The 23,708-nt window shown below is 58.7% G+C and carries 39 protein-coding genes; 36 read left to right on the top strand and 3 right to left on the bottom strand.

Going from position 1 to position 23,708, the window contains the following annotated elements; all coding sequences use genetic code 11:
* Positions 1-4 precede the first annotated feature (4 nt).
* The 13 genes from QYE77_RS15030 to QYE77_RS14970 all read left to right on the top strand — a co-directional run bounded on the left by QYE77_RS15030 (position 5) and on the right by QYE77_RS14970 (position 7,134).
* Positions 5-304: a hypothetical protein gene (locus tag QYE77_RS15030; protein ID WP_315626233.1), complete on the top strand. Its 300-nt coding sequence runs from the start codon at positions 5-7 to the stop codon at positions 302-304.
* On the top strand, positions 289-1,251 hold the full coding sequence (locus tag QYE77_RS15025) for an NERD domain-containing protein (RefSeq protein ID WP_315626232.1): 963 nt from the start codon (positions 289-291) through the stop codon (positions 1,249-1,251). The genes QYE77_RS15030 and QYE77_RS15025 overlap by 16 nt, the downstream gene beginning before the upstream one ends.
* Complete coding sequence (locus QYE77_RS15020; protein ID WP_315626358.1) at positions 1,248-3,722, top strand: type IV secretory system conjugative DNA transfer family protein; 2,475 nt, start codon at positions 1,248-1,250, stop codon at positions 3,720-3,722. Before QYE77_RS15025 ends, QYE77_RS15020 begins: the two co-directional genes overlap by 4 nt.
* Positions 3,723-3,812: 90 nt before the next feature.
* Positions 3,813-4,100, top strand: coding sequence for a CRISPR-associated protein Csx16 (locus tag QYE77_RS15015; protein ID WP_315626357.1), 288 nt, complete (start codon positions 3,813-3,815; stop codon positions 4,098-4,100).
* 76 nt (positions 4,101-4,176) lie between these two features.
* A complete protein-coding gene (locus QYE77_RS15010) occupies positions 4,177-4,515 on the top strand; it encodes a hypothetical protein (protein WP_315626356.1) in 339 nt (112 codons plus the stop codon).
* A 58-nt stretch (positions 4,516-4,573) separates the two neighbouring features.
* A complete protein-coding gene (locus QYE77_RS15005) occupies positions 4,574-4,924 on the top strand; it encodes a hypothetical protein (RefSeq protein ID WP_315626355.1) in 351 nt (116 codons plus the stop codon).
* 70 nt (positions 4,925-4,994) lie between these two features.
* Complete coding sequence (locus QYE77_RS15000; protein ID WP_315626354.1) at positions 4,995-5,303, top strand: hypothetical protein; 309 nt, start codon at positions 4,995-4,997, stop codon at positions 5,301-5,303.
* Positions 5,304-5,363: 60 nt separating this feature from the next.
* Positions 5,364-5,594 carry a hypothetical protein gene (locus QYE77_RS14995; protein WP_315626353.1) on the top strand — a complete coding sequence of 77 codons (231 nt, stop codon included), beginning with the start codon at positions 5,364-5,366 and terminating at the stop codon, positions 5,592-5,594.
* Positions 5,595-5,597: 3 nt separating this feature from the next.
* Positions 5,598-5,936, top strand: coding sequence for a hypothetical protein (locus tag QYE77_RS14990; protein ID WP_315626352.1), 339 nt, complete (start codon positions 5,598-5,600; stop codon positions 5,934-5,936).
* The gene (locus QYE77_RS14985) at positions 5,936-6,184 is read left to right on the top strand and encodes a hypothetical protein (protein ID WP_315626351.1); all 249 of its coding nucleotides are present in this window, start codon (positions 5,936-5,938) and stop codon (positions 6,182-6,184) included. Before QYE77_RS14990 ends, QYE77_RS14985 begins: the two co-directional genes overlap by 1 nt.
* Positions 6,181-6,534, top strand: coding sequence for a hypothetical protein (locus QYE77_RS14980; protein ID WP_315626350.1), 354 nt, complete (start codon positions 6,181-6,183; stop codon positions 6,532-6,534). Before QYE77_RS14985 ends, QYE77_RS14980 begins: the two co-directional genes overlap by 4 nt.
* A gap of 14 nt (positions 6,535-6,548) precedes the next feature.
* Entirely contained in the window at positions 6,549-6,857 is a 309-nt protein-coding gene (locus QYE77_RS14975) for a hypothetical protein (protein WP_315626349.1), read from the top strand.
* Positions 6,808-7,134: a hypothetical protein gene (locus QYE77_RS14970; protein ID WP_315626348.1), complete on the top strand. Its 327-nt coding sequence runs from the start codon at positions 6,808-6,810 to the stop codon at positions 7,132-7,134. The genes QYE77_RS14975 and QYE77_RS14970 overlap by 50 nt, the downstream gene beginning before the upstream one ends.
* Before the next feature lie 2 nt (positions 7,135-7,136).
* Here the strand turns inward: QYE77_RS14970 and QYE77_RS14965 are convergent, their stop codons facing one another.
* Together QYE77_RS14965 and QYE77_RS14960 are read right to left on the bottom strand one after the other, a co-directional pair.
* The gene (locus QYE77_RS14965; RefSeq protein WP_315626347.1) at positions 7,137-8,012 is read right to left on the bottom strand and encodes a nucleotidyl transferase AbiEii/AbiGii toxin family protein; all 876 of its coding nucleotides are present in this window, start codon (positions 8,010-8,012) and stop codon (positions 7,137-7,139) included.
* Positions 8,013-8,014: 2 nt separating this feature from the next.
* Positions 8,015-8,578 (bottom strand): type IV toxin-antitoxin system AbiEi family antitoxin domain-containing protein, encoded by a 564-nt coding sequence (locus QYE77_RS14960; RefSeq protein ID WP_315626346.1) that lies wholly within the window; start codon positions 8,576-8,578, stop codon positions 8,015-8,017.
* A 156-nt stretch (positions 8,579-8,734) separates the two neighbouring features.
* Between QYE77_RS14960 and QYE77_RS14955 the strand changes: the two genes are divergently transcribed.
* The 23 genes from QYE77_RS14955 to QYE77_RS14845 all read left to right on the top strand — a co-directional run bounded on the left by QYE77_RS14955 (position 8,735) and on the right by QYE77_RS14845 (position 22,243).
* Positions 8,735-9,247: a hypothetical protein gene (locus QYE77_RS14955; RefSeq protein ID WP_315626345.1), complete on the top strand. Its 513-nt coding sequence runs from the start codon at positions 8,735-8,737 to the stop codon at positions 9,245-9,247.
* A 62-nt stretch (positions 9,248-9,309) separates the two neighbouring features.
* Complete coding sequence (locus tag QYE77_RS14950) at positions 9,310-9,480, top strand: hypothetical protein (RefSeq protein WP_315626344.1); 171 nt, start codon at positions 9,310-9,312, stop codon at positions 9,478-9,480.
* A 45-nt stretch (positions 9,481-9,525) separates the two neighbouring features.
* On the top strand, positions 9,526-9,738 hold the full coding sequence (locus QYE77_RS14945) for a hypothetical protein (RefSeq protein ID WP_315626342.1): 213 nt from the start codon (positions 9,526-9,528) through the stop codon (positions 9,736-9,738).
* The gene (locus QYE77_RS14940) at positions 9,722-10,315 is read left to right on the top strand and encodes a hypothetical protein (protein WP_315626341.1); all 594 of its coding nucleotides are present in this window, start codon (positions 9,722-9,724) and stop codon (positions 10,313-10,315) included. The genes QYE77_RS14945 and QYE77_RS14940 overlap by 17 nt, the downstream gene beginning before the upstream one ends.
* Before the next feature lie 3 nt (positions 10,316-10,318).
* Positions 10,319-11,179 carry a M23 family metallopeptidase gene (locus tag QYE77_RS14935; RefSeq protein WP_315626340.1) on the top strand — a complete coding sequence of 287 codons (861 nt, stop codon included), beginning with the start codon at positions 10,319-10,321 and terminating at the stop codon, positions 11,177-11,179.
* The gene (locus tag QYE77_RS14930; protein ID WP_315626339.1) at positions 11,176-11,583 is read left to right on the top strand and encodes an Ig-like domain-containing protein; all 408 of its coding nucleotides are present in this window, start codon (positions 11,176-11,178) and stop codon (positions 11,581-11,583) included. Before QYE77_RS14935 ends, QYE77_RS14930 begins: the two co-directional genes overlap by 4 nt.
* Positions 11,584-11,586: 3 nt before the next feature.
* On the top strand, positions 11,587-13,101 hold the full coding sequence (locus tag QYE77_RS14925) for a hypothetical protein (RefSeq protein ID WP_315626338.1): 1,515 nt from the start codon (positions 11,587-11,589) through the stop codon (positions 13,099-13,101).
* Between the two features lie 12 nt (positions 13,102-13,113).
* Positions 13,114-14,208 (top strand): SH3 domain-containing protein, encoded by a 1,095-nt coding sequence (locus tag QYE77_RS14920; RefSeq protein ID WP_315626337.1) that lies wholly within the window; start codon positions 13,114-13,116, stop codon positions 14,206-14,208.
* Between the two features lie 13 nt (positions 14,209-14,221).
* On the top strand, positions 14,222-14,410 hold the full coding sequence (locus tag QYE77_RS14915) for a hypothetical protein (RefSeq protein WP_315626336.1): 189 nt from the start codon (positions 14,222-14,224) through the stop codon (positions 14,408-14,410).
* A gap of 10 nt (positions 14,411-14,420) precedes the next feature.
* Positions 14,421-14,810, top strand: coding sequence for a hypothetical protein (locus QYE77_RS14910; protein WP_315626334.1), 390 nt, complete (start codon positions 14,421-14,423; stop codon positions 14,808-14,810).
* Positions 14,807-16,927 carry a helicase HerA domain-containing protein gene (locus tag QYE77_RS14905; RefSeq protein ID WP_315626333.1) on the top strand — a complete coding sequence of 707 codons (2,121 nt, stop codon included), beginning with the start codon at positions 14,807-14,809 and terminating at the stop codon, positions 16,925-16,927. The genes QYE77_RS14910 and QYE77_RS14905 overlap by 4 nt, the downstream gene beginning before the upstream one ends.
* A complete protein-coding gene (locus QYE77_RS14900) occupies positions 16,924-17,199 on the top strand; it encodes a hypothetical protein (RefSeq protein WP_315626332.1) in 276 nt (91 codons plus the stop codon). The genes QYE77_RS14905 and QYE77_RS14900 overlap by 4 nt, the downstream gene beginning before the upstream one ends.
* Positions 17,200-17,214: 15 nt before the next feature.
* Complete coding sequence (locus tag QYE77_RS14895) at positions 17,215-17,388, top strand: hypothetical protein (protein ID WP_315626331.1); 174 nt, start codon at positions 17,215-17,217, stop codon at positions 17,386-17,388.
* Positions 17,389-17,484: 96 nt separating this feature from the next.
* Positions 17,485-18,816, top strand: coding sequence for an NYN domain-containing protein (locus tag QYE77_RS14890; RefSeq protein WP_315626330.1), 1,332 nt, complete (start codon positions 17,485-17,487; stop codon positions 18,814-18,816).
* The gene (locus QYE77_RS14885; RefSeq protein WP_315626329.1) at positions 18,813-19,088 is read left to right on the top strand and encodes a hypothetical protein; all 276 of its coding nucleotides are present in this window, start codon (positions 18,813-18,815) and stop codon (positions 19,086-19,088) included. The genes QYE77_RS14890 and QYE77_RS14885 overlap by 4 nt, the downstream gene beginning before the upstream one ends.
* A complete protein-coding gene (locus tag QYE77_RS14880) occupies positions 19,081-19,281 on the top strand; it encodes a hypothetical protein (RefSeq protein ID WP_315626328.1) in 201 nt (66 codons plus the stop codon). The genes QYE77_RS14885 and QYE77_RS14880 overlap by 8 nt, the downstream gene beginning before the upstream one ends.
* 49 nt (positions 19,282-19,330) lie before the next feature.
* Positions 19,331-19,714, top strand: coding sequence for a hypothetical protein (locus QYE77_RS14875; RefSeq protein WP_315626360.1), 384 nt, complete (start codon positions 19,331-19,333; stop codon positions 19,712-19,714).
* Positions 19,715-19,984: 270 nt separating this feature from the next.
* Positions 19,985-20,209, top strand: a complete 225-nt coding sequence (locus QYE77_RS14870) for a hypothetical protein (RefSeq protein WP_315626327.1) — start codon at positions 19,985-19,987, stop codon at positions 20,207-20,209.
* 11 nt (positions 20,210-20,220) lie between these two features.
* Positions 20,221-20,961 (top strand): nuclease-related domain-containing protein, encoded by a 741-nt coding sequence (locus tag QYE77_RS14865; RefSeq protein ID WP_315626326.1) that lies wholly within the window; start codon positions 20,221-20,223, stop codon positions 20,959-20,961.
* A gap of 12 nt (positions 20,962-20,973) precedes the next feature.
* On the top strand, positions 20,974-21,324 hold the full coding sequence (locus QYE77_RS14860; protein WP_315626325.1) for a hypothetical protein: 351 nt from the start codon (positions 20,974-20,976) through the stop codon (positions 21,322-21,324).
* Positions 21,321-21,491, top strand: a complete 171-nt coding sequence (locus QYE77_RS14855) for a hypothetical protein (protein ID WP_315626324.1) — start codon at positions 21,321-21,323, stop codon at positions 21,489-21,491. The genes QYE77_RS14860 and QYE77_RS14855 overlap by 4 nt, the downstream gene beginning before the upstream one ends.
* Positions 21,492-21,498: 7 nt before the next feature.
* Positions 21,499-21,891, top strand: coding sequence for a hypothetical protein (locus QYE77_RS14850; protein ID WP_315626323.1), 393 nt, complete (start codon positions 21,499-21,501; stop codon positions 21,889-21,891).
* A gap of 10 nt (positions 21,892-21,901) precedes the next feature.
* Positions 21,902-22,243: a hypothetical protein gene (locus QYE77_RS14845; protein ID WP_315626322.1), complete on the top strand. Its 342-nt coding sequence runs from the start codon at positions 21,902-21,904 to the stop codon at positions 22,241-22,243.
* A 114-nt stretch (positions 22,244-22,357) separates the two neighbouring features.
* Here the strand turns inward: QYE77_RS14845 and QYE77_RS14840 are convergent, their stop codons facing one another.
* Positions 22,358-23,587, bottom strand: a complete 1,230-nt coding sequence (locus QYE77_RS14840; protein ID WP_315626321.1) for a transposase — start codon at positions 23,585-23,587, stop codon at positions 22,358-22,360.
* Between the last annotated feature and the right edge of the window lie 121 nt (positions 23,588-23,708).

Here is a 23,708-nt window from a genome sequence, read left to right as displayed (position 1 = left end):
TCTTATGCCTTCCCCCGTCTGGTCGGAAACCGATTTCTACGTCGAAGTGGTCAACGATTGGCCTATCCTCTGGATCCGCGATCTGATAACCGACGCCTATATCGGCGTCGGCCCCGAGGATTGGGCACTGGATGAACCCGTCTTCAATGACCTCGTGGAACAAATTGTGTATGTCGATAACCTGAGTTCCCTGGAAGTCAAAGGACGCTATTACCCCCGTTCCCAGACCAGTTACAACTTGCTCCGCACACTCCTCCCTACCATCAAACCCCGCCCCAGGAGGCCCTCTTGGTCCAGATTCTGATCCGTCAGGATACTACCATCGTCGAAGACCTCAGCGCTACACTGGTGCGAGATCTGGCTCAGCGGCTCCAGGACGACGCCCTGGCCATCTGCCTCAATGTGGACATCGGACGACGCCCGGACCTCGTTATTATTACCCCCCACGCCGTTCATGTCATCGAGATCAAGGATAAGATCGGCAATATCCACATCGATCCGGACGGACGCTGGTGGCTGGACGGCGAGGAGATCGTCAATCTGTACCGCGAGCAACCCGAAACCCCTGTCCAGCAGGCGGAGAACACCGCCAACCACGTCCGAACCCGCCTGTTCAAACTCTTCAAAAGCCGCAAAATGACCTTCAACGGCAGGGTGTACGCTTATGTCCTCGTCCCTAACCCCAGCCCGGATACCCGAAGCACCTTGGCCGCTTTCCGCGTCTCCACCTGGCTCAAACAGCATCACCGCCATGTCTGGATTACCCTCGGACTCGATGAGTTGGTCGAACGCATCAAAATCCACGACACCCACACCGCCGAAAGCACCGCTCTAACGTATTCCCCCGCACACCTTCAAGTCCTAACCCGGGACTGGAAACTTCAGCCTACTCAGCGCATCAATGCCCTTCAGGTTGCCTCGAAACCACAGGTGGCGAACAAGCGTTTGACCCCTCGGTTCGCCCTGGCGGTCGCGGCTTTGATCCTGACCTTTCTCGGCTTCGGCATCTGGACCAGCGGCATCTACCTGCCTTCAGGCTGCGCCAGCGTCGATCGCCTCAACATCCGCTCCACCCCCGGCGGTGGGGTGGTGGCCACCGTGAGCAAAAATACCTGCTTCCGCATCGACGGCGTCTCCCCTGACCGCACCTGGGCCCGCATCGCCCGCGGACGCTACACCGGTGCATGGGTCGCAACGAATCTCCTCACCGGACTCCAACCTCAAAAACTGCCTGTGGTGAACCAACGATGACCCCCAACCTCTGCCTTACCTGCGGATCCACCTACGACGAGACCTTCCCGAACTGCCCTTACTGCAACGGCCTCTGGCATATGTGGGAAATGCGCCTTCCTTCCATCCCCGTGGAGCGCATCCGCACCCAGGTCGCCGATTGGCTCGGCCATCTGACCCTCCCCGTCGTCTTCGAACTCTCCGCCGACGCTACACACGGCTTCCGCCTCCGTTTCTACGCCCCCCCAGGCCAGGGCGAGGCCGCAACCGGTACCTGGGCATCTTTGGTCCACCAACAGGCCCGCTGGGAGGCTCTCGGCACCCATCCGCCACTCCAAAGCGGCGGCTTTGCTCTCGTCCCCTCCGATCTCTTTCCGTCTATCGGAACCGGCGAGGGCGATGTCATGCTCGCCCTCGCCGGCTACCTCCTCGATATCGCCCGACGTACCCACCAGCCCGCCGTCCTCCAAATTTGGCTCCTGGATCGCCATCACCGCCTTCAGTCCGAACTCCGCGCCCTCGCTGCCTATGCCTACGGCTCCTCCGGCGGCGTCGATGACGACCACCCCAACCTCTGGAACCTCCGCCTCCGCCTCAACCAGATCATGGCCATCACCGGCACCCTCACCGCCGGTACCCTCGCCGGCGGCGCCCTCGCCGGTTGGTGGCCATACCCCGCGGCCGTCTTGGGTACCATGGCCGGCGGTATCCTGACCGTCATCGCCGGCGTCAACGCCTCTCAATGGATGCGCTATCGCTCCATCCCCCGCGAACTCCTCCTTCAACGCACCCGCGAACCCCTCTTCGCCACCGCCATCATCCTCTACGCCGCTTCCCATAACTTCAACCCCTTGAGCGGTAACGCGGCCTGGAAGCCTTTCTCCGGTACCCTCTGGCCTCAAGTGCGCCGCTACCAGTTTCCCCTCCCCGCCTCTGACCTCGCCGCCTTGATCTCACCCCCGGAAAGCAGTGAGGGAACCGCCCTCTGGGCCCCCGATACCCGCCAGGACGTGCCCTTTCCCCCCGCTTCTCCCGCTCTCCTTAACGCCCCCTTCAAGGTCGGCTACAGCGCCCAAAACCAGGCCCCCATCGGGATCGACCCCGACGGCCACGGCCTCATCATCGGCGGCTCCCGCACCGGAAAATCCTCCCTCGTCTACCAAATGCTCCGCAACCTCGTCACCCGCGGCGAGAATGCCCCCGGTATCTTTCTCGTCGATCCCCACCTCGGCTTGGCCGACGCCTTTCTCCAGGCTCTCGACGAACTCCCCGAACCCCAACGCGCCTACGCCGTCCAGCGCCTCCGCATCATCACCCCCGACGAACCTGAACTCATCCCCCTTAACCTCCTCGCCGTCCCCGATTACGCCTGGGCCGGTAACGCCATTATCCAAATCGGCCGCCGTATCTGGGAGGACTACTGGGGCCCTCGTATGCAGGCTACCCTCCTCGGCCTCTTCCGCCTCGCCCACGCCTGGAACCTCCATAACCCCAGCGCGCGCATGGGCCTGCTCCATACCGTCTTCCTCGCCTTCAATCCCCGCTGGCGTCACGAAACCGCTATGCAGTACCTCCCTCCGGCCGAACGCCTCGGTACCATGGCCCTCGACGCCCTCCTCGGCCAAACAACCGGCGAGAGTATGAATGCCGCCCAGCAGTCCTGGGTCACCGAGGTTGTCTCTCCCGTCATCTCAAAGGTTATGGCCCTCGAACTTTCCCCCTGGCTCTTCGCCTCAATGCACCAGGACGCTTTTGCCCCTATCGAACGCTGGATCCAGGAACGCGCCTGGATCATCTTGCGCTTGCCTACCGGCATCATGGGCCGCGAATCGGCACGCTTGGTCGCCAGCGTGGTCTATAACGTCTTCGAGGCCGCCTACCGCCAGCAAACCCTGACCCAGCCTATCCCTTTCTGGTTCATCGTCGACGAGGCCCAGGAAATCGGCGTCGGCATGCGCCTCGAATCTATGCTCTCCGAGGGCGCTAAGTTCGGCGCACGCACGTTCGTCCTGGCTCAGTCCCTCTCCATGATGCGCTCCATCGAAACCATGCTCCCCGTCGTCCAGTCCCTTCTAGCCAATACAAGCACCCAGGTCTTCTTCTCCCCAGACCCCGAGGATGCTAACCTCATCCGCCAAACCCTTTCCTCCGAAATGCGCTACGGCGACGTCACCCCGGACCTCCCTTCCCTCCACGCTTGGCTGCGCGCCCGCATCGGCGGCCGCTGGCAGCCCCCTACCGTCATCCGCGTTGACCCCCTCGTCCCCGTCAACCACCAGCGCGTCCGCCAACTCATCCGCGATGTTATCGCCGCTCACCCCAATGACTATTATTCCCCAGACGGCTGGCAGGAACGCGTTACCGCATCCTTGTCCCAGGTCGTGCCTCCTAATATGCGTTCCCTTCTCAGCCAGGCTTTCGCCGCCATCCAGCAAAGCACCTCATCTATATCAACTCCTATCGATACCAGTGAACTCTACCTCTGGGAGTGAAAATTACGGGTTTTCCCGCATGACAGATCCCGATGTGAAGATTAACCTATTAGACGTATCCACTATCTACTCGTGAAGGAGGACCATCTTATGAAACTCATCGTTACCCGTCATGACGCCGCCGCAGAATTCATCCGCAAACGCCTGCCCGAATTCACCGACGCCCCCGTTTACAAGGAGGCTTCCGAGGACCTGGTGCGCGATAACGAGGTCGCCGGCAACCTCCCCGCTAACCTTGCTGCCCTTACCGCCCGCTATATCGCCATCGAGTACCCCGTCGGTAAGGCACCACGAGGTCAGGAATATACCCTCCAGGATATGGAAAACGCCGGGGCGATGCTCGTGGAATATAAAATCCAGCGCGTCCAGGATTGGTAGATCAACCATTAAAACATACGGGTTTCCTCTATCGCCTTTAGGTGATAGGGGAAACCCGGCAACCAGGAGGTTCGCTATGGGACTCGATAACATTTGGTACAACCGGAACGGCGAAAAGACGTATCTGGAATTCAACCCGGAACTCAATTTGGTGGGCGGTTTGTTCAGCGAGCACGGCAACGGCTCGTTTCGCGGCGGCTACTACAATGATTTCTTTGTGTCTGTGCTTGGGTTCGATCTGCACAATGACCTGAGCAATTCGGAGGTGCGCCAAATCGCCGAGCGTCTCAACAGCATGAACTACGATCCGTCGTTCTTGGAGGAGTATGATATTACCCCAGAAGAGTTTGAGGATCTGCGCCGTATGTTCACCGCCTACGGCAAGGCGGGTTGTCACCTCGAGGCTTGGTATTGATGTCTGTGGGTGTGGCGTAAACCTTTGCCTATTGTCACAAGAAAGAGAGATGCAAGAGATGTCCTCTAATGTCCTCGACCACGTCTATCAAATCACTGCCATATTGATCCGTATGACCCCGCACTATACAGATACCCACGACCGGGTCAACGCTTTTCAACCCCTCTTTTTCCGCTGGAAACAGGCCGAGAACGCATGGCTCCAGGGACGCCCCGTGAACCCCTTCGAGTTCAAAGTCGGCCTCGGTTGGGACTTGCAACGTATTGGAATCTACGGGCATCCTGAAACGCCAACACTTATCGATGCCTTGACCAACCTTGTGGCCCAAAACGACTACCAAGTCCTAACCGCCGTCTGGGAAATGCTTTGGTCACAGGATTTCGCCCAGAACGTCTTGAATACCTTGTAAACTACTACACAGGTTTGTGGAAAGGGGCGGCTTCCGCCGTAGATCCCCGATGAAGGCAATTATTACCAATGTGTATCCAAAGTCATATACCTTAATCATTCCTCTGACACCCTACAATGTCCGCGAGATCCAGAAAGCGATACAGGTAAGCATTGAGCACGATGTACCTGTCGTGGCACAGGTGTTTGGGTACTTCAAAAGAAAACGTATTGATCCGGTCTTTGAACTCATCGATGTGGAGGATGGCCTGGTGGCCGCTGAAACTGTGAGGCTGATTATACACTACGAGAACACCTTGGAAATTCAGGTCCTTCGCAGCGAAAGAATGTATATAAACATTATTGAGTTGGAAATTGACGAGGAAACGTTCCTGAGTTAGTGTCGTTGTTTTCAAAATCTCAATCGCAAATCTGCTGGATATGAAAGGAGATCATGCACTATGTCCGATTTTCCGGTCCGCTACCTGAACGATAACGGTTTGTCACACTTAGCCCCACTCTACAACGCCTTTTGCAACGATCCGTTTGGCGTTATCGATCTGCCCGACGGAGCCGTCTCCGATCAGGACTTCCGCCTCTTGGTCGCCCTGCGCTTCGCCGAGCGCGACGCTGAGAACTACGATGACTTCAAGCGCAAGGTCCTCGAAAATCTCATCACGTCCGCCGAGTGATCCATGAGGGCGCAACTGCTTTTCCCACAGATCCCCTACGGCTCCGGCCTTGAGGATTGGAATGCCCTCATGGCCAGCGCCAAAACTCCCGAGGGTCGGCGTCTCATCGAGGAACTTCGGTCCAGATCATGGGACGAAAAAACGCGCTCCATCCTGAGACGACATGCCGTCCCGGCCCCGCAGGATGTTGAGGTCCTCGAAATCTACAACCAGGCCGAGGTTGCCGAAGACTTTTCTACCCCAACGCCGCCGGCAACTGTCGCGCGCATTCGTGCAACAAACTTCGACGGCGAGATCGTCGAAATTATCGTGGATATCAAAGATCTGGAGTTTTACAATTGATGAACAACGCCGATAACGGAGCCCGCTTCTTGGTGGAAGAACTGCACAATCCAAGCGCCGCTGTGCTCTATCGCGCCTGGTATCCTTTCCTCGTCTCTATGCTCCAACGTTACCCCGTTGCCCAGGCAGAGGCAATCGCGGTCGAGCGCATTGGCCATATCGGACGATTGTTCGTAACCCTGGCACGCACGCAAACCTTCGATTGCACGACCTACCGCGAAATCATGTCGTCGGAGGAACAACCATGAAGGATGAAGAAGAATTACTGGGTGCTGCCTATCTCAAGGCAAATCCCCCCTGGTCACGCCCAGATCACTCTGGCGGCGTGATCACTGACGCGCCCCCCACAGTAGATGCCGATGGAACCCTTGTGGTTTATCTCGACCGCCCGGATCGTCTCGTTCCTTACCGTATCCCAATGGGGGAGGGTGGGGTTGTCAAGATCGTCCAGCGCGCCGTTTGCTATGGTCCAGATGCCCATACCCACCCCGTTGCCGTCTGGATGGCACAACGGGTTGGGGGCTGGGTGAACCTTACCCGCATGGGCGAGGCCGGCGACGACGATCTTACCATGGCTTTAGATCCTCGCGATTGGTGAACTGCGCCGAACAGATGAACCACATTGAGCGTTTCCAACTATACCTGCTATACCTGGAAAACGGCAACTACATTCAGGCCGCCTTCGTGGCGGCTCAAAATGCCTACCGCAAGGGCAGACGCTATGGACGGAGCATCTGGATCGAGGAAGTACAGCATTGTCTGGAGAATGCAGGCCTCTGGGATAACTCTGTCGCGGATCTTGTTCGACGAGCAGAATTGTACGGCGAGTATGATCCGCTGATCGATTACCTTTTGAACCATGGAGCACGTTATGAAAAACCTCATTGGCTGGGACGAGGAACGTCAGGCTTATCTCTTTGATTACTCCCCCTGGATCACGGCATCACCGTCCCTGGTTACCTCCGGCTATCAGCAGCACGTCTTCGAGAAGAATGGCGAATACGCCTTGCCCGGGGAGAACAGCTATCTTTTCCCCTTCGCTAAAGCCTGCGGTTGGCAGCATGTAATCTCATTTCCAAGTCACCACGATATTGTGTCCGGCCCGGCATTTACCGCTACCGCACGCTTCAACCAGGAATTCAACGCCTGGTTCGAGCAGGAACTCAACAAGCCCTGGCCACAGGCGTACCTGGAATAGCCTCAACACCACTCCCAGCGAAGTGGATCCCACGTGTTCCCTTGAGGCCTCTGACCAAAAACGGGATCGAGAAAAGCCTTGAGCCGTTGATCGGCCTCTTCCAGGGTGATCTCTCCGAGCCCCGTTTTCTCGGCTTCCTCCCTCAAAGAGCGTTGCCAGTCTTTAGGCAAATCGGGAAAGCAAACCGGAAGCGGGTGAGTTTGGCGCACTTCAAAGGTGACCGCCAGCGCCTGAAACAGGTCTTCTCTCCGCAGATGGCTCTGTCCCGCCAAAAGAAGGATGTCCACCGCATCTTTCACCCGACTGCTTCCGCCCGTCGCATAGGGACGGGTGAGCGCATGAACCTTCTCGGCAATCTGTTGGGAAACGGGATAGGACGGGATCGAGACCGGTTCAATGTCCGCAAAATCCAGAAGCGGCGGAGCACAGAGATGCTCAACCTCTCCCACCAGGAGATCGCCCGTGCCTACGTCCAACGGAAAGACCTCAAAACGACGGCCACCTAAAAAACACTCCACCTCAAAGCGAAGATGGGTCCCGCTTTGGGAAGGGTAAGCAACGTTGAATCCAAACCAGTCTCCCAGGTCCAACGCGGCGGCTTCAACCAGCTGCTGGTGAACCTCATCGGTGTCTAACGCCTGTCGGAAGAGCAGGTCGATGTCCTTGGTCACGCGTGACTGCCCACCAAGGCGCAACTGGATCATGAATCCACCCTTCAGCACCCAATCCTGGGGCTGCGCTTTGATCAGGCGGGCCAGGAAGCGCTCAAACGCTACGGCTTTGCGCAAACGCAGGATTGGCGTACCCGAGTCGAGGCTCATCCGGCGCAGGCGCTCTTCCAGCGCACGACGGAAATCATCACCGCTCTTATACTTCACGCTTACCCCAATAAAGGCAGAATAACCCTGGCCGCTTTTCCACCCCGCGCTTCAACGATCTGATACAGCCTGTTCCGGCTGATCAGACCTCGCTCCAGCGCCTGACGTACGGCCTGCTCGATCCATTCCACAGGGGTCCCGGAGCGTACCAGATCGATCAGCGTGCGCGGTAGGGTGGTCACCGGCAGTCCCTCTCGCCGGGTGATCTCTTCTGGATCAAGGCGCGCCGTGTGCAGGCGAACCCCCGCAAGACGACGTGAGGCCGTGCGCGGCACCGTGAGATCAATCTCGACCGGCATCAGATCCGTGAGACCGTAGAGGAACAGGGCGCTCTGGTGCGAAATCACCGCCTTGTCTCCTGCTGACAGCCAGGCAATGAAGAAATCGGCATACGGCGTCTCGGGGAAATAGGTCAGGCGGTAAACCCCATGACGCACGCGCTCGATCTTGCCGCTTTTGACGTAGTGCGAGAGAAGGGGATAGGGGATCCCCGCGTCTCGCGCTTGACGGGCGGAAAAGTAGCCGCTTTGATCGTAAATGATGTCGTAGAGGATTTCTTCAATCATTTTTTCTTTTTGTGTGCAAAAAGATAAATTTATTTTAACTTTTTGCACACAAATTTGCAACAAGAAAAATATTTGAAGATGAAAAAGTGGTTGAAATCATTTTTGCAGTTATGATAATATGATACCAACGTATCATGTTATTTTTTTGGAGGTTGTATGCGCCTGAATTTGCGTGATCCCAAAGTCTGGACGCTGGCCCTGTTCATTGTCGGCATTGCCGGTTTCGAGGTGTTCAACTACGGCACGACCCTTGAGGCCCTCCGGGACATTTTGGGTCGGCAGGGCAGTGGGGCCGTGTGGGCGGTACTGCTCTCGCTGGCCTTGTGCGCCATCGACTTTGCCGGTGTCGCCCGCCTCTTTATCCCGGAAGATGAGGCTGACACGACCGCCGTGTGGCTTCTTTTCGGCGTCTGGGCCTTGGCCGCCGCCGTGAATGCCGTGCTTACCTGGTGGTCGGTGTCGCTGTTGGTGGTCAATCACACCATCCAGGGCGCTGCTGTTGTCGGCAAAGAGGTTGTTCAGCGTACCGTGCCCATTGTGGCCGCCGTGCTGGTGTTCAGCACCCGGCTTCTTTTGGTCGGTGCCCTGATCCTGCGCGGTTTGCCCGTCCGGGCTACCCGCATGACGCGACAGATCGAACCCGAAGCGCCAACGCGCATCCTGCGCTGATCCCCCGTCGGCTCTTGCCGACGGATTTCTTTTGCCCTTCAATCCTCTCAGGATATGTCCAGATGACCAGAACCACCCTTGCCATCTTTTTCGTCTTTTTTCTGGTCTTGTGGGGGATTTCACTGCGGTTGCCGAGGGACGAACACACGTTAGCCCCCTTGCTTGAGCCGTTCTCGGTGGCCATGGCTATGACCGCCACTGCCATCCTCTTGATCCTCCTGGCAACGATCTGACACCATTTGAGAAATTGCCCGCCGAAATCCTTATAATGATAATCAATGCAGGAGAAGCACTTTGTCTTCAGGGCTGTAGGCCTGCTCGTCAATACCTTCGTCGGTATTGCGATCCTGGTGTTGATCGGACTGCTCCTCGCTACGTTTGCGCCGGGAGCGCTGATCTTTCTCTATCAATACCGCTTGATCATCGCCTTGCTCCTGCTGGTCGCCATTCTTTCCAAACTGCTCGGAGGATCGCGTGGACCGCGCCGGTAACGCCCAGCGAACCGCGGCCGTTTTCGGCACCGGTTTGGTGCTCGTGGCCGTTTACCTCTTCGTCGCCTTCAGGCTCGGACCCCCTGAGGCTAAACCGCTACCCCCGCCTACAACGACCCCAACCCGTGACATGGCGGCACTTTTACCTTCCCCATCGGCAACCTCCATACCAACCCTGTTGCCAACCCTTACCCCATCTCCTCTTCCTGCCCTTCTTCCCACCCCGCTTACCGCGCTTCCTGCCTCCACCGGCATCGGCGGGTTACATCCGGACTGCAAGTCCTCTCTGGTCGTCATTGTCTACAGCGACGACAACCGGGATGAAATGCCATCGCCGGGCGAGGCCATCAGCGGCGTTCAGATCATTCTAACCGACAGTACCTTCTCGCGCCTCGGTACCGCCTACGCCCGGGACGGCAAGGCCGAGTTCTGCCTGCCCGAGGGCAAGGTCTTCTACGTCGACCTCCCTTACTTCCAAATCACACGCATCTATCAGCCCGGAATCACCAATGCGGGGAACAGCAATACCCTTGAGATCCGCATCAATCCTCCTGTCCTCCCCGTGCGTTTACCGTGACCCATGTTCTTACTCAACCGCCGTAAGCGCCGCCGAATCCTGATGATTGCCCTTGCCCTGATCGCTTTGCCCATCCTCCTCTGCTTTGCCTCGGTCTTCGGTATGACCTCCGCGACCGTCTCCGGCGTGTCCTATGTCCCCGTTTTGGGTACCCCACTGGCGGGTTATACCAACGCCGGTTCACCGCCATCCGGCGGATCCTGTAACAACATCAATCAGTATTTCCCCGATAACCCCTTCCAGGGTTGGCCGCTCGACTTTTATCCCTGTGATTGGAGTATCATCTCTGCCTATTTCTGCAGCCCTAACTATACCCGCGAGATGAACGGCTTCACCCACTGGGGCATGGACTTTGCTAAAAAAATCCTCCCTAACGGAAAGGCCAACCTGATCGAAGGAGCACCGGTCCTGGCAACCGCGTTTTCCCGCGTCGTCCAGGCCGTATCTTCTGACCCGCCGGGCTACAACTACGGCATGGGCAACTTCGTCCAACTCCAGGCCCTGGCCCCGATCTGTGAAACAGCCGTCGGCATCGACCTCGACGGCGACCGCCTCCTGCAGTCCTGCCTCCATGTGTGCGAGTCCGAGGTCCAGGCCGACCTCAACGGCAACGGCCAGATCGATGACTACTGCGGCGAACCCCTGCCCTGGAAGGCAACCTACATGCACCTCATGGATGCTACGGTCTCCCAGGGACAGATCGTCCGTAAGGGCCAGGTGATCGGACATGTCGATAACACCGGCAACTCCACCGGTTCTCACCTGCACTACCAGATCAACGGGCCCCACGGCGCTATCGATCCAGGACCTACTCTTGGATGTGACAACTACGATTGGAATCAGGGTATCCAGGAGGGACGATGAGGTTTTTAAACCTATTGGCCGCTATCAGCACCGTGCTGACCGTTATTATCCTGGATGCCACTGGAAATCCGGTCGCCAACCTGCCCCTGCGCTTCCAAACCGAGGACGGATCGACCGATCTCGTCTGCCGTACCAACCCCAACGGCCTCTGCCGCTTCGATGTTCCCGCCACACAGCCCATCGTTCGGGGAACCCTTACTGTCTCTGCCTATGGCCAACGCGATGTGATCTGGAGCGGTGAGAACATGACGCTGACCCTGCGCCTGGACACCCTCGCTCCCGACACCGAGAGCCGACCTTATGACCAGCCCAACCGGGTGGCAGAGGCAAACAACCGTTCGTGGCTGTGGGGGCTGCTCCTGGTGCTGGCCCTCCTCGCCGTTATCGCCGGCCAAAAGAGGTGATCTATGCTCCAACGGCGGTCTCTCTTCGCCATCCTGCTTACTTCCCTCTTGCTGACCTTGATCGTTAACCACTCCTGGGCCCAGTCTTTGCCCCCGGACGAGCTCTCACAGGTCAACTACTGCGCCCGCAGTACCTACAACGAGGACCGCTGCGTCCCGTTCTCCGAATACACAACCCTGCTTGCCAAGCGAACCACCGCCCAGGGATTGATCGGCCTGACCAACGGAATCTCCTGGCTGATCTGGCAGGCCGGACGCCTGGTCGTCCACATCAGCCGCTTCGTCGTCCAGGGAGAGTGGGAGGAAACCCTGCGCCGCAATATCCTTGCGGCCATCCAGCAGGTCGTACCACCTGCCCTGGACCGCCTGCTCTTCGACGCCCAGAACGGACTGATGTTCATCATGCTCTTCGTTGTCGGTATTCTCCTTATCCTGCCTTTCGGAAACCTGGCCCACCGCGTGGTCGGGAAGCGCGCCGAGGTCTTCCTCTGGGGCTTCTTAATCGCCTTCTTCTTCGTGCGCACCTTTCTGGGTTACGATCTCGTTCAGGAGTTCGATGCCCTGCGGGTTTCGATCATGCGCTTGGTGTTCGGAGATCCCGAACAGGGCCTGGCGTTTGAATCCCCCTTCCTCAACCCTTTCATGGCACGCCCCGATGAGGTCAATACCATCGACGGCAACTTGCCCCAGGTTTACCGCGCCGTGTTCTTCCCTCAGCCCGATACCTACCAGATCACGGTTATCCTCGGCGCCGGCCCCATGATCGGCAACGTCAACGTGATCAACCTGAACCTCGAAACCGACGAGAGCCTCACCCGTCGGGTCAACCTGGCTTTCTCGTCCCTCTTTTACGCCCTCCTCGGCTTGGTCGGCTTCCTGATCGTTTTTACCTGCGGTTTGGTGGTCTTCATCGTCAACCTCAGCGCTATCGCTGCCATCGTTCTGTTCTTCGCCGCACTTCCCGCCGGGTTCTTTACCCCCGGACGCAATCTCATCCTCCGCATCGTCAACATCTACCTCATGTCGATCATCCTGGGTATCCTGACCGGCGGTGTCATGCGGGTTCTGGGTGCCGTGTCTTGGGTCGCCCCTGTCGGTGGGGTAGGGGGGGATCTCTCCCCGCTCCGCATCATCCCTGCCCTGGTCATGTCCTTGACCGCTTTCTTCGTCTTGCAACTCGTTGCCTCCGGGGCCATCAAGTCCATTACCGGCCTGCATGAGACGTTTTTGCGCGACACATCCCAGATCCTCATGCCCGCCGAACTCCTGGGACGCCCTGCTCCCAACATCCTCCCATCGGTGCGTCAGCCAATTCTACCCGGAAGCGGTATCGATACCGCTCTGCAGGCTCCAGGACGAATTTACCGCTCCGGTAAGGCGTTCGCGGCGCGGGTGTCCCGGCATTTTTCGCCTCCCCCTCCACCCTCACAACCTCACCCCTCACAACCTCACCCCGACGAATCTCCACCCCGAGGCAATGCTTTTGAAAGCCAGGCTCGAAGATCAAAAGTTAACTAGGAATATTCAACGATGAGAAGCGATATCTTCCGCGCCTATCTCCAACGCCGTTATCAAGCCGCCGGGGCCGTGACGCCCGAACAGCAATTGGCCGTCATCGATACCCTGATCGAAGAGGCCCGTCAGGGCATCGTCCCTATCGATACCCAACACGTGGCCCGTCTCGATCCCCAGGACCCGGCCGTCCAGGCCGTCTTGCGCGGGGAGGATGTCGTCGTCTCCGGACGCCGAACCCTCAAACCCCAGGGCGATTGGCGCAGCCGTGTAAGCGAACTCCCTACGTCAACCAAATTCCTGCTCCTGGCCGTGATTGGACTGCTCCCCTCCCTCTTCGGCCTGTGGCTGATCTTCTCCGGATTCTCAAAACCCTCTTCTCCATCAACACCCACCGATACGGCACCACTTGTCCTTCAAGTTACCCCATCCGGCGAGGCCACCATCATCGATCAGCGCTCCATGATTGCCCCCAATTCCGTCCAGGATATGGCCGACGTGCCGGTTTCCCTGGAAATCGGCGATTTGCGCATCTTGCTCCAACCCCGTTCCCTGGACGATGACACCGGATTCGGTACCCGCATGACCGACTGGAAACCTAAAGGCGCTGAGTGGCTGGTGGGATCCAGGGTTCGCCGCGTTATCGCCGTCCCCCAAACCATGCTCAGTCCCAACAGCGTGACCACCGGACAACCCGTCACCCTGCGCTACCAGAACGGCAACCTGGTTTCGTTTGTGGTTACCTTTGTCGGTAAGGTCTCCGTCGACCAGATCGAGGTGATGCGCTCCAACGTACCTTCCCTGGCCATCATCCTGGTCAGCGACGACCCGGTATGGCGGTACGTCCTGATCGCCGAACAGAGCGATTTAATCCTGGCAGCAACCCAGGCCGCTCTGCCTACCCCCATTCCCCCGAAAACCGCCGTCACCCAGCGCAGTGTGCGCCTGCGGGATAAGCCCTCGCTTTCGGCGCAGGTCCTGCGCACCCTTGAGCCTAATACGACGGTTGTAATCGTCCCCGGACAGGAGGCCGTAAGCGCCGATAACTACGTCTGGGTCTACGTCAGCGTGGACGGCCTCAACGGTTGGGTGGTAAGTAACTATCTCAAATAAAGGAGGTGTGATAATGACCAACCAGTTCCTCAGCATCGCCCTCGGCTTGGCTGCCATCAGTTTCGGCATCATCGGCGTTATGCTGGCCGGAGCGGCCCTCTGGCCCGATCAGGCTGCTCAGTACCGCTCGCATATCGGAAACGTTATCTTCGGCCTGGTCCTGATCGTCATTGCCGGCATCATTATCGCCGTCGTGCGCTAGGAGGCTCAACGTGCCCGAGAAGACCGACCAAACCGATGATCTGCTGGAATACCCCGTCCCCCCCGATCTCCTGCACTTTGAGCCGCGCTACATCTTTGGCTTTACCAGCACCGATCTGGTTTTGGCCGGGGGAATCGCCATGCCCATCCTTTATCTCCTTGGTCCCATCCCCGGACTTCTTACCGGCATCCTGACCTTACTGGCCATCCACCGCCTGGAAAGCCTGGGCAACCGCTCACCCATCGTCTATGCTCTCCAGCGCCTGGCCCATAACGCCCGTTTGCAAGAGATCCACATTGCCCGACTCTTGCCTGAGGGACGCCAACACATCCAAATCTTGACCTGGGATATGCGCCCGGTTTTCGGAGTGCAGTCCACGGATGAGAAGAACACACCATGATCTTTTCGCTCGGCACCTTCGATCATCTGGTCGCATCACCACAGCGCTTCTACGCCCTGTCTGACCTCCTGGCTTCCCTGCCAAGGCTGACCTCAAACGGCTCTATGCGCCTCCTGGCCGTAACCGACCACCTGGATCGCCAAACCATCATGGACGGCTTCCATCGGGTGGTTACCCCGGATCACTACCTTCCGCCGGGTGTCATGGCCTACCGCATCGCCTATGAACAACACCTCTCCGACATCGCCTCCGATGTGCGCTTCGTCCGCCTGTACCTGATGATCGACCCTACCGTTGACCCATCCATTATCAGGGACATCATCGAGGTCAACGGCATCCCCGTTGCTCCGCTGGACCACGAACTGAAACGGCCGTTCGCCACGGCCGTCTCACGTTGGGAATATCTGGAAGGGGATAACGGTCTGTATTTTGCCCTCCTGCGCAGTCGCTTCAACCAGTACGGCGTGACCATTTACCCTCAGATCCTGCACGGCATCCTTGCCCTGGACGCCCCTGTGTGGGTCGGCCTGCAAGTCCATACCCTTTCAGCCATGGAAACCACACGCCTTTTCCAGATTAAGCGCTCGATGCTGGTCACGTCCCATTCCAGGGCGGGGGAGGGGGGCCACGAGACCCAAGACGCCGCAGAAACCCTGTGGGGACTGCAAGGATTGATCCGTCGCGGCGAAGCCCTCCATACCATCAATCTCTATGTCTTGGTAGGCGCACCGACACCTTCCGAACTCCATCGTCTGGTGGAGGTGGTGCGCGCATCAACGCCCTTGCGCCTGGAGCGCTATTACGGCGCGGCGGACATCGTGCCTCAACTTTTCTCCCCTTCAGGGCAAATGACCGAGGATAACGACGGCACACTGGTAGCCACAACCGGGGCTGCCCTCCTGAGTTCTTCCCTGCTCTCCTACCGCCGTCGCACCCGCACCGACGGGGTGCTCCTGGGTGTGGATCGCAACCAGGCACCTGTGGTGATCGACCTTTTCGACGACAAGGCGGCTTCTTACAACACCGTCATCCTGGGGCAAACCGGTTCAGGCAAGACCTTCAGCGCCCTCGTGCTCATGATGCGCCACCTTCTTATGGGAACACGATTGATCATCGTTGACCCTCAGGGTAACATCCATCTGGACTTCATCGATGACCATATCCGCAGTTACGGCATCCTGGGACAGCAGGGGGCTTCTGTCAACGTCCTGGAACGGGTTTACGACGAACTCGGTCTCCAGGTCGAATTCTCCCGCACCATGCTGCGCCTTTTGGGAATTCACTCCAATCAGCCCGTCGAACAGGCCCTCCTGGATGAGGCTCTCGTCGCCTTATACGAGCAGAAGACCAATCCACTGATGATGGACCTGCTTCAGCACGTCGAAAAACTTCAGGGAAAGTACGGCCCGGTCGTGCGGGGAACGGCGGAGGCCATTGCCCTTGGCCTGCGTTCCTGCGTGTACGGCAGTCGCGCCGGGTTGTTCGGGAAACCCACGGATTTGGATCTCTCGCTGGATGCCGTGGTTAACATCTACGATATCAGCCGCCTCCCCATGCAGGGTTTGGGGGGAAACCTCCGCTCGGCCTTTTTGCTGGTGCTCCTGGCCGGTATTCAGCGCTCCATCCGCACTCGACGAGAACAAGGCGACACAGCACCGATCTTGATGTTCGTGGACGAAATGGGAATCCTGATGCGCGACCGCGAGGCCGCTGCCTTCGTCTCCGGCATGTTCAAGACCGCCCGCTCTTCGCTGGTGGGAATGATCGTGGCCGATCAGGACTTGCATTCCCTCTTGGGACCGGCCGACGAAGCGGGACTGCGGCACGGTGTTCCGATGCTGGCCAATGCCGCTAATGTGCTGATCTTTCGCCAAAAGGAAAGTGAACTGGAAGCCGTACGGGAACATTTTCCGCTTCTCCCCGAAACGCTCGTCCAGAATCTGCCCCTCTTACCCCAGGGCACATGTGTGGCCTCGTTCTACGACGGCGATCTTCTGGTGGTCTCCGTTCTGCCCAGCCGCTTGGAAGAGGTGGTGTTCTCCTCGCGTTTGCAGGATCGCCAGCGGGCTCGAGAACTCATCCGACAAATCCAACAGGAAATCAAGGAGGCTTTGTGACCGATAAAAAGCCTGTGTTTTATGCCGTTTATCCCTGGTCTCCCGAAAAATGGGTGGTGAACTTTGGCACAACCGAGGAAGAGGATCCGGGGGTCCTTGAAAAGGGTGTGGTTCGCGGAGTCGCGCTGGTCGATTTCGATTGGACACAGTTTTTGATCCCCGCCGGAGAGAGCCCCCGCCACGCCGTGGAATTGGCCTTGCAGGCCGGCCACTTGACACTGACTGCCAAAAACGACGTATTTCGTGTAGTCAAAATATATCCCTCCCAATAACCGGAGAAGAACGCCATGCCCGATCCCAACCGCGACTACGAAGACGCCCTCAAGGCCCTGGCTGCCTGGGTGCACTTCCTCGAACAGGAACGTCAGGAAGTCATGCACCAACTCGAACGCCTGCGCCGCTCCGCCGCCGCTCAGACCAACACCGACAACACTCCACAAGGGCAGGGGGAGACGCAGTAATTTTGTCTTCGGTTTGTTTTTGGTTGAAATGTCGCATAATTTTATGCTACATTGGGGGCAGGATTCCAATATGAAAGGAGGTGATTCGTCAACCCTATGAATATCGGCATCTTTATCGACGCCCAAAACTTCATGACCTCCGCCTACAGCATCTACAGCCGCCCCTTCGTCAACTACGCCGCCCTCGATCACTACTTCGGCCAATTCGGCCACATCCTCACCAAGGTCATCTTCCGTACCCCAGGCACCGACGCGAACGCCGAAAGCCGCTTCCTCCAGGCTATGGCCAACCTCGGCTTCCGCGTCATCTCCGTCGAGGACGGCAGAATCGCCGCCAACGGCAAGGCCAAGGATCGCACCGATATTGTCCTTACCCTCGAGGTGGCCAAGGTCGCCAACGCCCTCGACCTGGTCATCCTGATGAGCGGCGACGGCGATTTCGTCCCCCTGGTCCGATACCTCGACGCCGCCGGCAAGATCGTCTGGGTGGTCAGCTTCCCCAACGTCGCCAGCCGCGACCTGGTGCGCGCCTGCCACCGCTTCATCGAGGCTACCCAAATCCCCGGCTTGATCGAGGAACAATCTTACGTAGATCAACCTGCCCCCGCCGTGCCCGCTGAACCTCAAGAGGTACCCTCGCTCGAACAACAACTCCTACGGCTGCCACCCTTCATCACCCGTCTTACCAACCGGAACCTCGTCGAGGCCATCGCCGAGTTCACCGCCCGCCAACCCACCATCCAGCCCGCCCACGCTTCCCTCCTGCTGACCCTCGACCGCCTGCTGGTCAAAGCCTCGGAGTATACCACCGCTCCGAAACAACTCGCTCACTTCCTGGACGAACTGCGGGCCAGCGGCCAACTTCCCCGGCCCGATTCCCTACCCGGGGCCAACGCCATGTTCACCCTGGCAACCTGCATGGCCATCCTCGATTTCCCCCGCTTCGGCTTGGGCCTGGTCGGAAGCGCCTACTACGTCTACCCCTTCGGCAAAAAGCCCGAACGCATGGTCGAGGTCAACCTCGAAGCCGCCGCCCGAGACACCCTCGCCATGCTGATGATGCCCGAACGCGCCGATGCCATCGTCGATCAACTGCTTGCCATGCCCCCCGATGAGGTCGCCCAAATGACCGCCTGGCTCGATCTGGTGGATTACAAGACCTCCGAGCCGCACCACAACGACCGCTGGATGCCCCCTCGGGAATTCACCAACCGCATCGTCAACGCCGTGCGCATCTACGCCGCTAAGGGCTTGCCCTGGGACAAAACCGCCGTCAAGGAGTACCTCCACCTGATCCGCCTGGCCAATATCGACCGCTGGGTGCAGGTGGGCGATAAGTGGCTCCGGGGCGAGATCAAAAACCTCTTCAAACCGGCCGGTCTGTGGCTGCCGGAATGGGATGTCGTGCTCCAAGGAGAATTACTGTGATCAAAATCACCGACGGCGATACACATTTCTACCTCAACCAGAACCACTTCCGGCGCTTCGAACAACTGGCCCGGGAAGCCTTTGCGCAGGCCCCCGAACTCGAACTCTGCGAGTTTATCCTCAGCCTGCCTGCCGTTACGCCGGACGGGCCGTTTTCCGACCCCGACAGCCCACGTGACGTGGCTTTTTTGCTCTCGCCGGCGCGCTCGGTGAAACTTACGTTCGAACGCGACGGACATTGGACGGTAACCGTTGGAGGACCGCATGGGTAAGAAACTGATCGTTCTCATGAAGCACACGGATGATCCGACCGATCCGGGACTGCGCGGTTTCCCGTACCACCCCGATCAGTATATCGACTTTGAATCCTGGGAGGAAACCGAAGATCGGATCGAAATCGACCTGGCGAGGCCGAGGATACCACGGCCGCACAGGAACTTTTCCTCAACCAGCACCCCAGAGTGATCCGCTACTGGGTGGAATAATCCCAACAACGAAAGGAGGAACGACGCACATGGGATTCTTGAAGTGGTTATTCGGTGACGGTAAGAACAAGCAGGAAAAGCAAGAAAAGCAGGAACAACCTCCCGCACAACCCGCACAACCGGCACAGCCCGCACCCCCCAATGACCCAACGCAACCGCCGATAGAATGGACGGGTCTGAAGAATTGGGTCAAGCCGGGCGAAAAGTGGCGCCTGCGCGGCCCCGGCGACCCCGATTGGTGGCCGGAATGGATGCCACGATACGACGAGAAGTGGGAAGAGTACTCCCGACAGATGGAAGAGGAAGAGCAAGAACGCCAAGCCGCCGCATACCGCCGTTGGTTGGCCGACTGGGACTGGTGGTGGTACCAGCAGGAAGAGCAAAAGCGCAAACGCTCCTCGTGGCCGTTCTAGGGAGAGAGGCCATGCTCCGGTGTCCGTTCGTAACCGGCGGATATAACCTTGTGTGTTCGGCGTTTCCACAAAAGTTGTGTGCCTATCAGGAGTATTCCGGCCAAAGGGTGTTCTGCGCCGTCCGGGGCGACATTACCCACCCGCCTTGTCCGACTTGCGGCGAGAGGGATTTTATCGGAATATCCCCCTACGGCGCAACTTTCGAGTGCTTCACTTGCGGTTCAATGTGGTATATCCCCAGTCCTGCGTTTGAGGGCTTTTGGAGCCATTATGAGCAAACGCGTCTTAACCGAAAAAGCGATTGAATTGGCCTTGAGCCTGTGGGCAGAGCAGTACCGGCTTGGCATCGCTGAGGAAGGGCCGGACGTCCACCGCCTGGACGAGTGGCTGATGAACCGCACCTACGATCTCAACACACTGGAAGCCGCGGCGTCCGGGGATGTGGAGGCCTTGTTTGAAGTTCGTCGGGAAGCAGGCCTGCCGCCGTTGGTGTAAGGAGGTCGAACGTGGGACGCCGGGCCGGAGCCTCTACTCGCCAAATGGCCGCTTCACGACGCCGCACGGCCACGTGGTTTCTGCTTTTGGGACTGCTGGTCGCCGTGGGAATTCTTGCAATCTCGCTGGACACCCGGCTGGTGGCCGCTATCGGCCTGCCGGGCTTTCTGGCCCTGCTGCTCCTGACCCGGCTGATCGGGAACGTCGCCGGGGAAGGGATCGACCGCCAACTCAAGCGGGCGCGCCAGGCCGAGCGCGGCGCAAGGGCCGAGGAGGACGTGAGCCGCGTCCTCGAACGCCTGGCTGCCCAACAGCCAATGCTCATCTTCCACGATGTGGCCACCGGTCACGGCAACATTGATCATGTGGTGCTCACCCCGCACGGCGTTTTCGTCCTGGAAACCAAATCGCACCACGGGCGGGTTGAGGTCGCCGGCGAGCGCTTGCTTCTCAACGGCAAGCCCCCTGAGAAGGACTTTATCGCCCAGGCCCTGGGCAACGCCTACTGGCTCAAAAACCACCTGCGCAAACTCATCGGGGTCGAGGTATGGGTCAATGCCCTGATCGTCTTCACCCACGCCTTTGTGCCCCGACCTTATCGGATCAAGGGGGTGAGGGTGGTGAACGTGCGTTTTCTCCCCGACATCATCGCCCAGGGCGGAGGACAGAACGCCGCCGCAGCGTGGGAGAAGCGGGAGGTCCTGCGGGCGTCCTTCGAGGGGGACGAGGATTATATCTCCGGTACAGCCTAGAAAGGAGGAACAATGCCGGTTATCGTCGCCGATGCGTCAATCTACAACGAACCTCAGATGAGCACGATTCACATGATAGATCTGCGCCCCGACCAAGTCGAAGAGATCAAACGCCTCTACGCCCAGGTGCATTTCGGCACTTCCGGCCACGGCGTGATTTATCAGGCCGATGTGTACCAGGTGGACGACGCCGACGAGGCGCTGTGGACGTTGATCGAAGAGGACACGGCGGCGGTGGCCAATATCCCGCCTCAAGGCGAACACGGTGGCCACCTGCGGATCACGCCGGAAGGGGTCTTTTCGGTGTGGGGGGATTCTCAGAGCCGTGGTGATCTTCTGCCCTGGATCAAGAGGCTGGCGTGAAGTCGGTCAGGGTTATCGGGTGGCTGATCCTGGCGTTCGGCCTGGTTGTCTTGGGCTTTTACCTGAACCGAGCCTTTCCGGGGCGGGGTGGATTTCTGGCGTTTTGGGGCCTGGCCGTTGCAGCCGTCGGTTTGGCCCGTGGGATTGCTAAAATCAAGAGGAGGTGAAACTGTTATGATGCCGTTAAGCGAATTCCTGGATCAAGGTCGCCTGCGAAGCAGTGTTCACGAGGACGTGTTGACGACAGTATCTGATGGACAATTGGTGTATCTGTTTGATATTGGGGCCGAAGCCTTCACGCTTGCGGTGAAAACGTGGGACGGGACGTATCGGGAACTGACGCCAGATGAGCAGGGTATGCTTGGCGGTGGGTTGTGGTGGACATTTGACCGATACGGCTACGTATCGGGACCGTACCTGACGCGTGAGGAGGCGCAGGAAGGCCTGCGACGCCTGGAGAATCTTGCGCCGGAGGCGTGGCTTGGGATGACGCAAGGCTGGTACGAACAGAAGCCGCTGGACTTCAACCCGTTTGAACACAATCAGCAAATCCGGACGAAATTTTAGGGGGGTGAATATGAGCGGTTATCGATTTCTGCTGGCCAACTACACCAACGAAGACCTGCTGGTGGCAGAGGTGGCTATCGCAGAGACGCTGATCCGGCGTTTGCTGGATGCATATGTTTACGTTGGCCAATCGGATAACGCGGTCCTGGTGCGAACGATGGCCAATGTGTTCGAGCCGGGTGACGCGCATGGATTTGAAAACATAGAGCCGTGTGCGCCGCCGGCGGTGACGAAGGATGTGGTTGAGTTTGAGGTGGCGTCCCGGGCCTGGCGTGTGGTGTACTACGACGCCGAAGGACGTCAGTATGCTTCGGCAGAATTCAGGCCGGACGAGATTGGGATTCGTCTCTGAGCGTAAGGGGCTGCTCGTTTACGAAAAAGCCGTTCTCACACATAATCCAAACGGGAGGCGAAAATGGTGGATAATGATTTGTTTTTGACTGTATATCCTGACATCCTCCCACGGCTAAAGCCTGTGGGGTTCCAACATGGAACTTGCGAGGTTGGAGTCTGAATGCACCGAAGCACATCCCTGTACTCCATCGGGCCGGGGACTAACGTCCCCAGTCTGGCCATCAGGCCGGGCGGTGTCAGGCCGCCCTTGCGACAGGAGACATGCTCCTGCCGCAGCGATGTTGCGCGCGGCGTTCCTGTCGGCGTTCGTGCTGTAGCCGCAGGCGATACATCGGAACGTGGCTTGCTCGGGTCGGTTGGAGCGACTGACGTGCCCACACCGGGAGCAGGTCTGGCTGGTTTTGCGCGGGTCAACGAAGATAACGGGGATGCCGCTCCGCGCAGCCTTGTATTTGATCTTATCCACCAGATCGCGGAATGCCCAACTCGCCATCATGCGGTTGAAGCACTTCGACCCGTGTGTGCGGTAACGAATGCCATCCAGCCGCTCCAGAACAATCACCGGATTCGGGTACCGCGCGGCAAGGTCTACAATCCGTCGGCTGATCTTGTGATTCAGGTCATCCATCCATCGCGACTCCTTGCCCTTTTGTTCCTTCACCCGATCTGTCCGGCGGTGACGCTGGTAGCGCCGTCTCAGGTCTGCGAAGTGCTCCCGCCTGCGGCGGGCTTCCTTGCCGTCAAAGAACACCGTGCGGTCAGGGGTCACGACCGTTGCGTGTCGCGCCACGCCCAAATCAACGCCAATGAACGCAGGTTCATCGGAACATCCGACGGGCGTTTGGGGCTGGCGGACGGGCAACATCACGTACCACTGACCGCGTCGCTTGAACAGCCTGGCGTCACCGTACACCGAAGCGATGCGATCCCGATAGCGAGCGGGCACGCACAAGGGCAACCAGAGGTACTGGCCGCGAGCGCCCGTAGAAACGCGCAGGACGAAGCGCCTGCCGTCCTGCACGACGGCATAGGCGTTCACACCCAGGCCAATACCCTGACTGCCATTCACCTTGGGAAAGGAGGGACGCTGTTTGGCCTTGCGCAAGCCGTAGTAGGAACGGGCCAGCGATACAGCGGCGTTGACGGCCATGCGAGCATAGTCGGCTGGCAAGCCGAATTTGGCGCGGGCCTGATGATAGACCACACGGTGCAGTTTGGCTCGACTGCTGGTGCGTTCTGCTTGCGCCGCGTCAAGACCAATCTGCACGGCCTGGCTGAACCGAACCGCCATCGCATCCAGCCAGTCAGCTTTGCGCTTGTTGGGCTGCACGACCTTGATCACGATGCATTCTGTACTGTGCATAATCGTATTATAGAACTCGTGTTCAATATTGACAAGCGGGCTAAGCCGCTAAAGCGAGGCGCTTCCTCCCACCCCTGAAGATGTTGGGCTTCCGCGCCCG

Source organism: Thermanaerothrix solaris (assembly GCF_032334255.1).
Lineage (GTDB): Bacteria > Chloroflexota > Anaerolineae > Anaerolineales > Anaerolineaceae > Thermanaerothrix > Thermanaerothrix solaris.
Note: the sequence above shows the minus strand (reverse complement) of the source record. Positions and strands in the feature narration are given on the sequence as shown.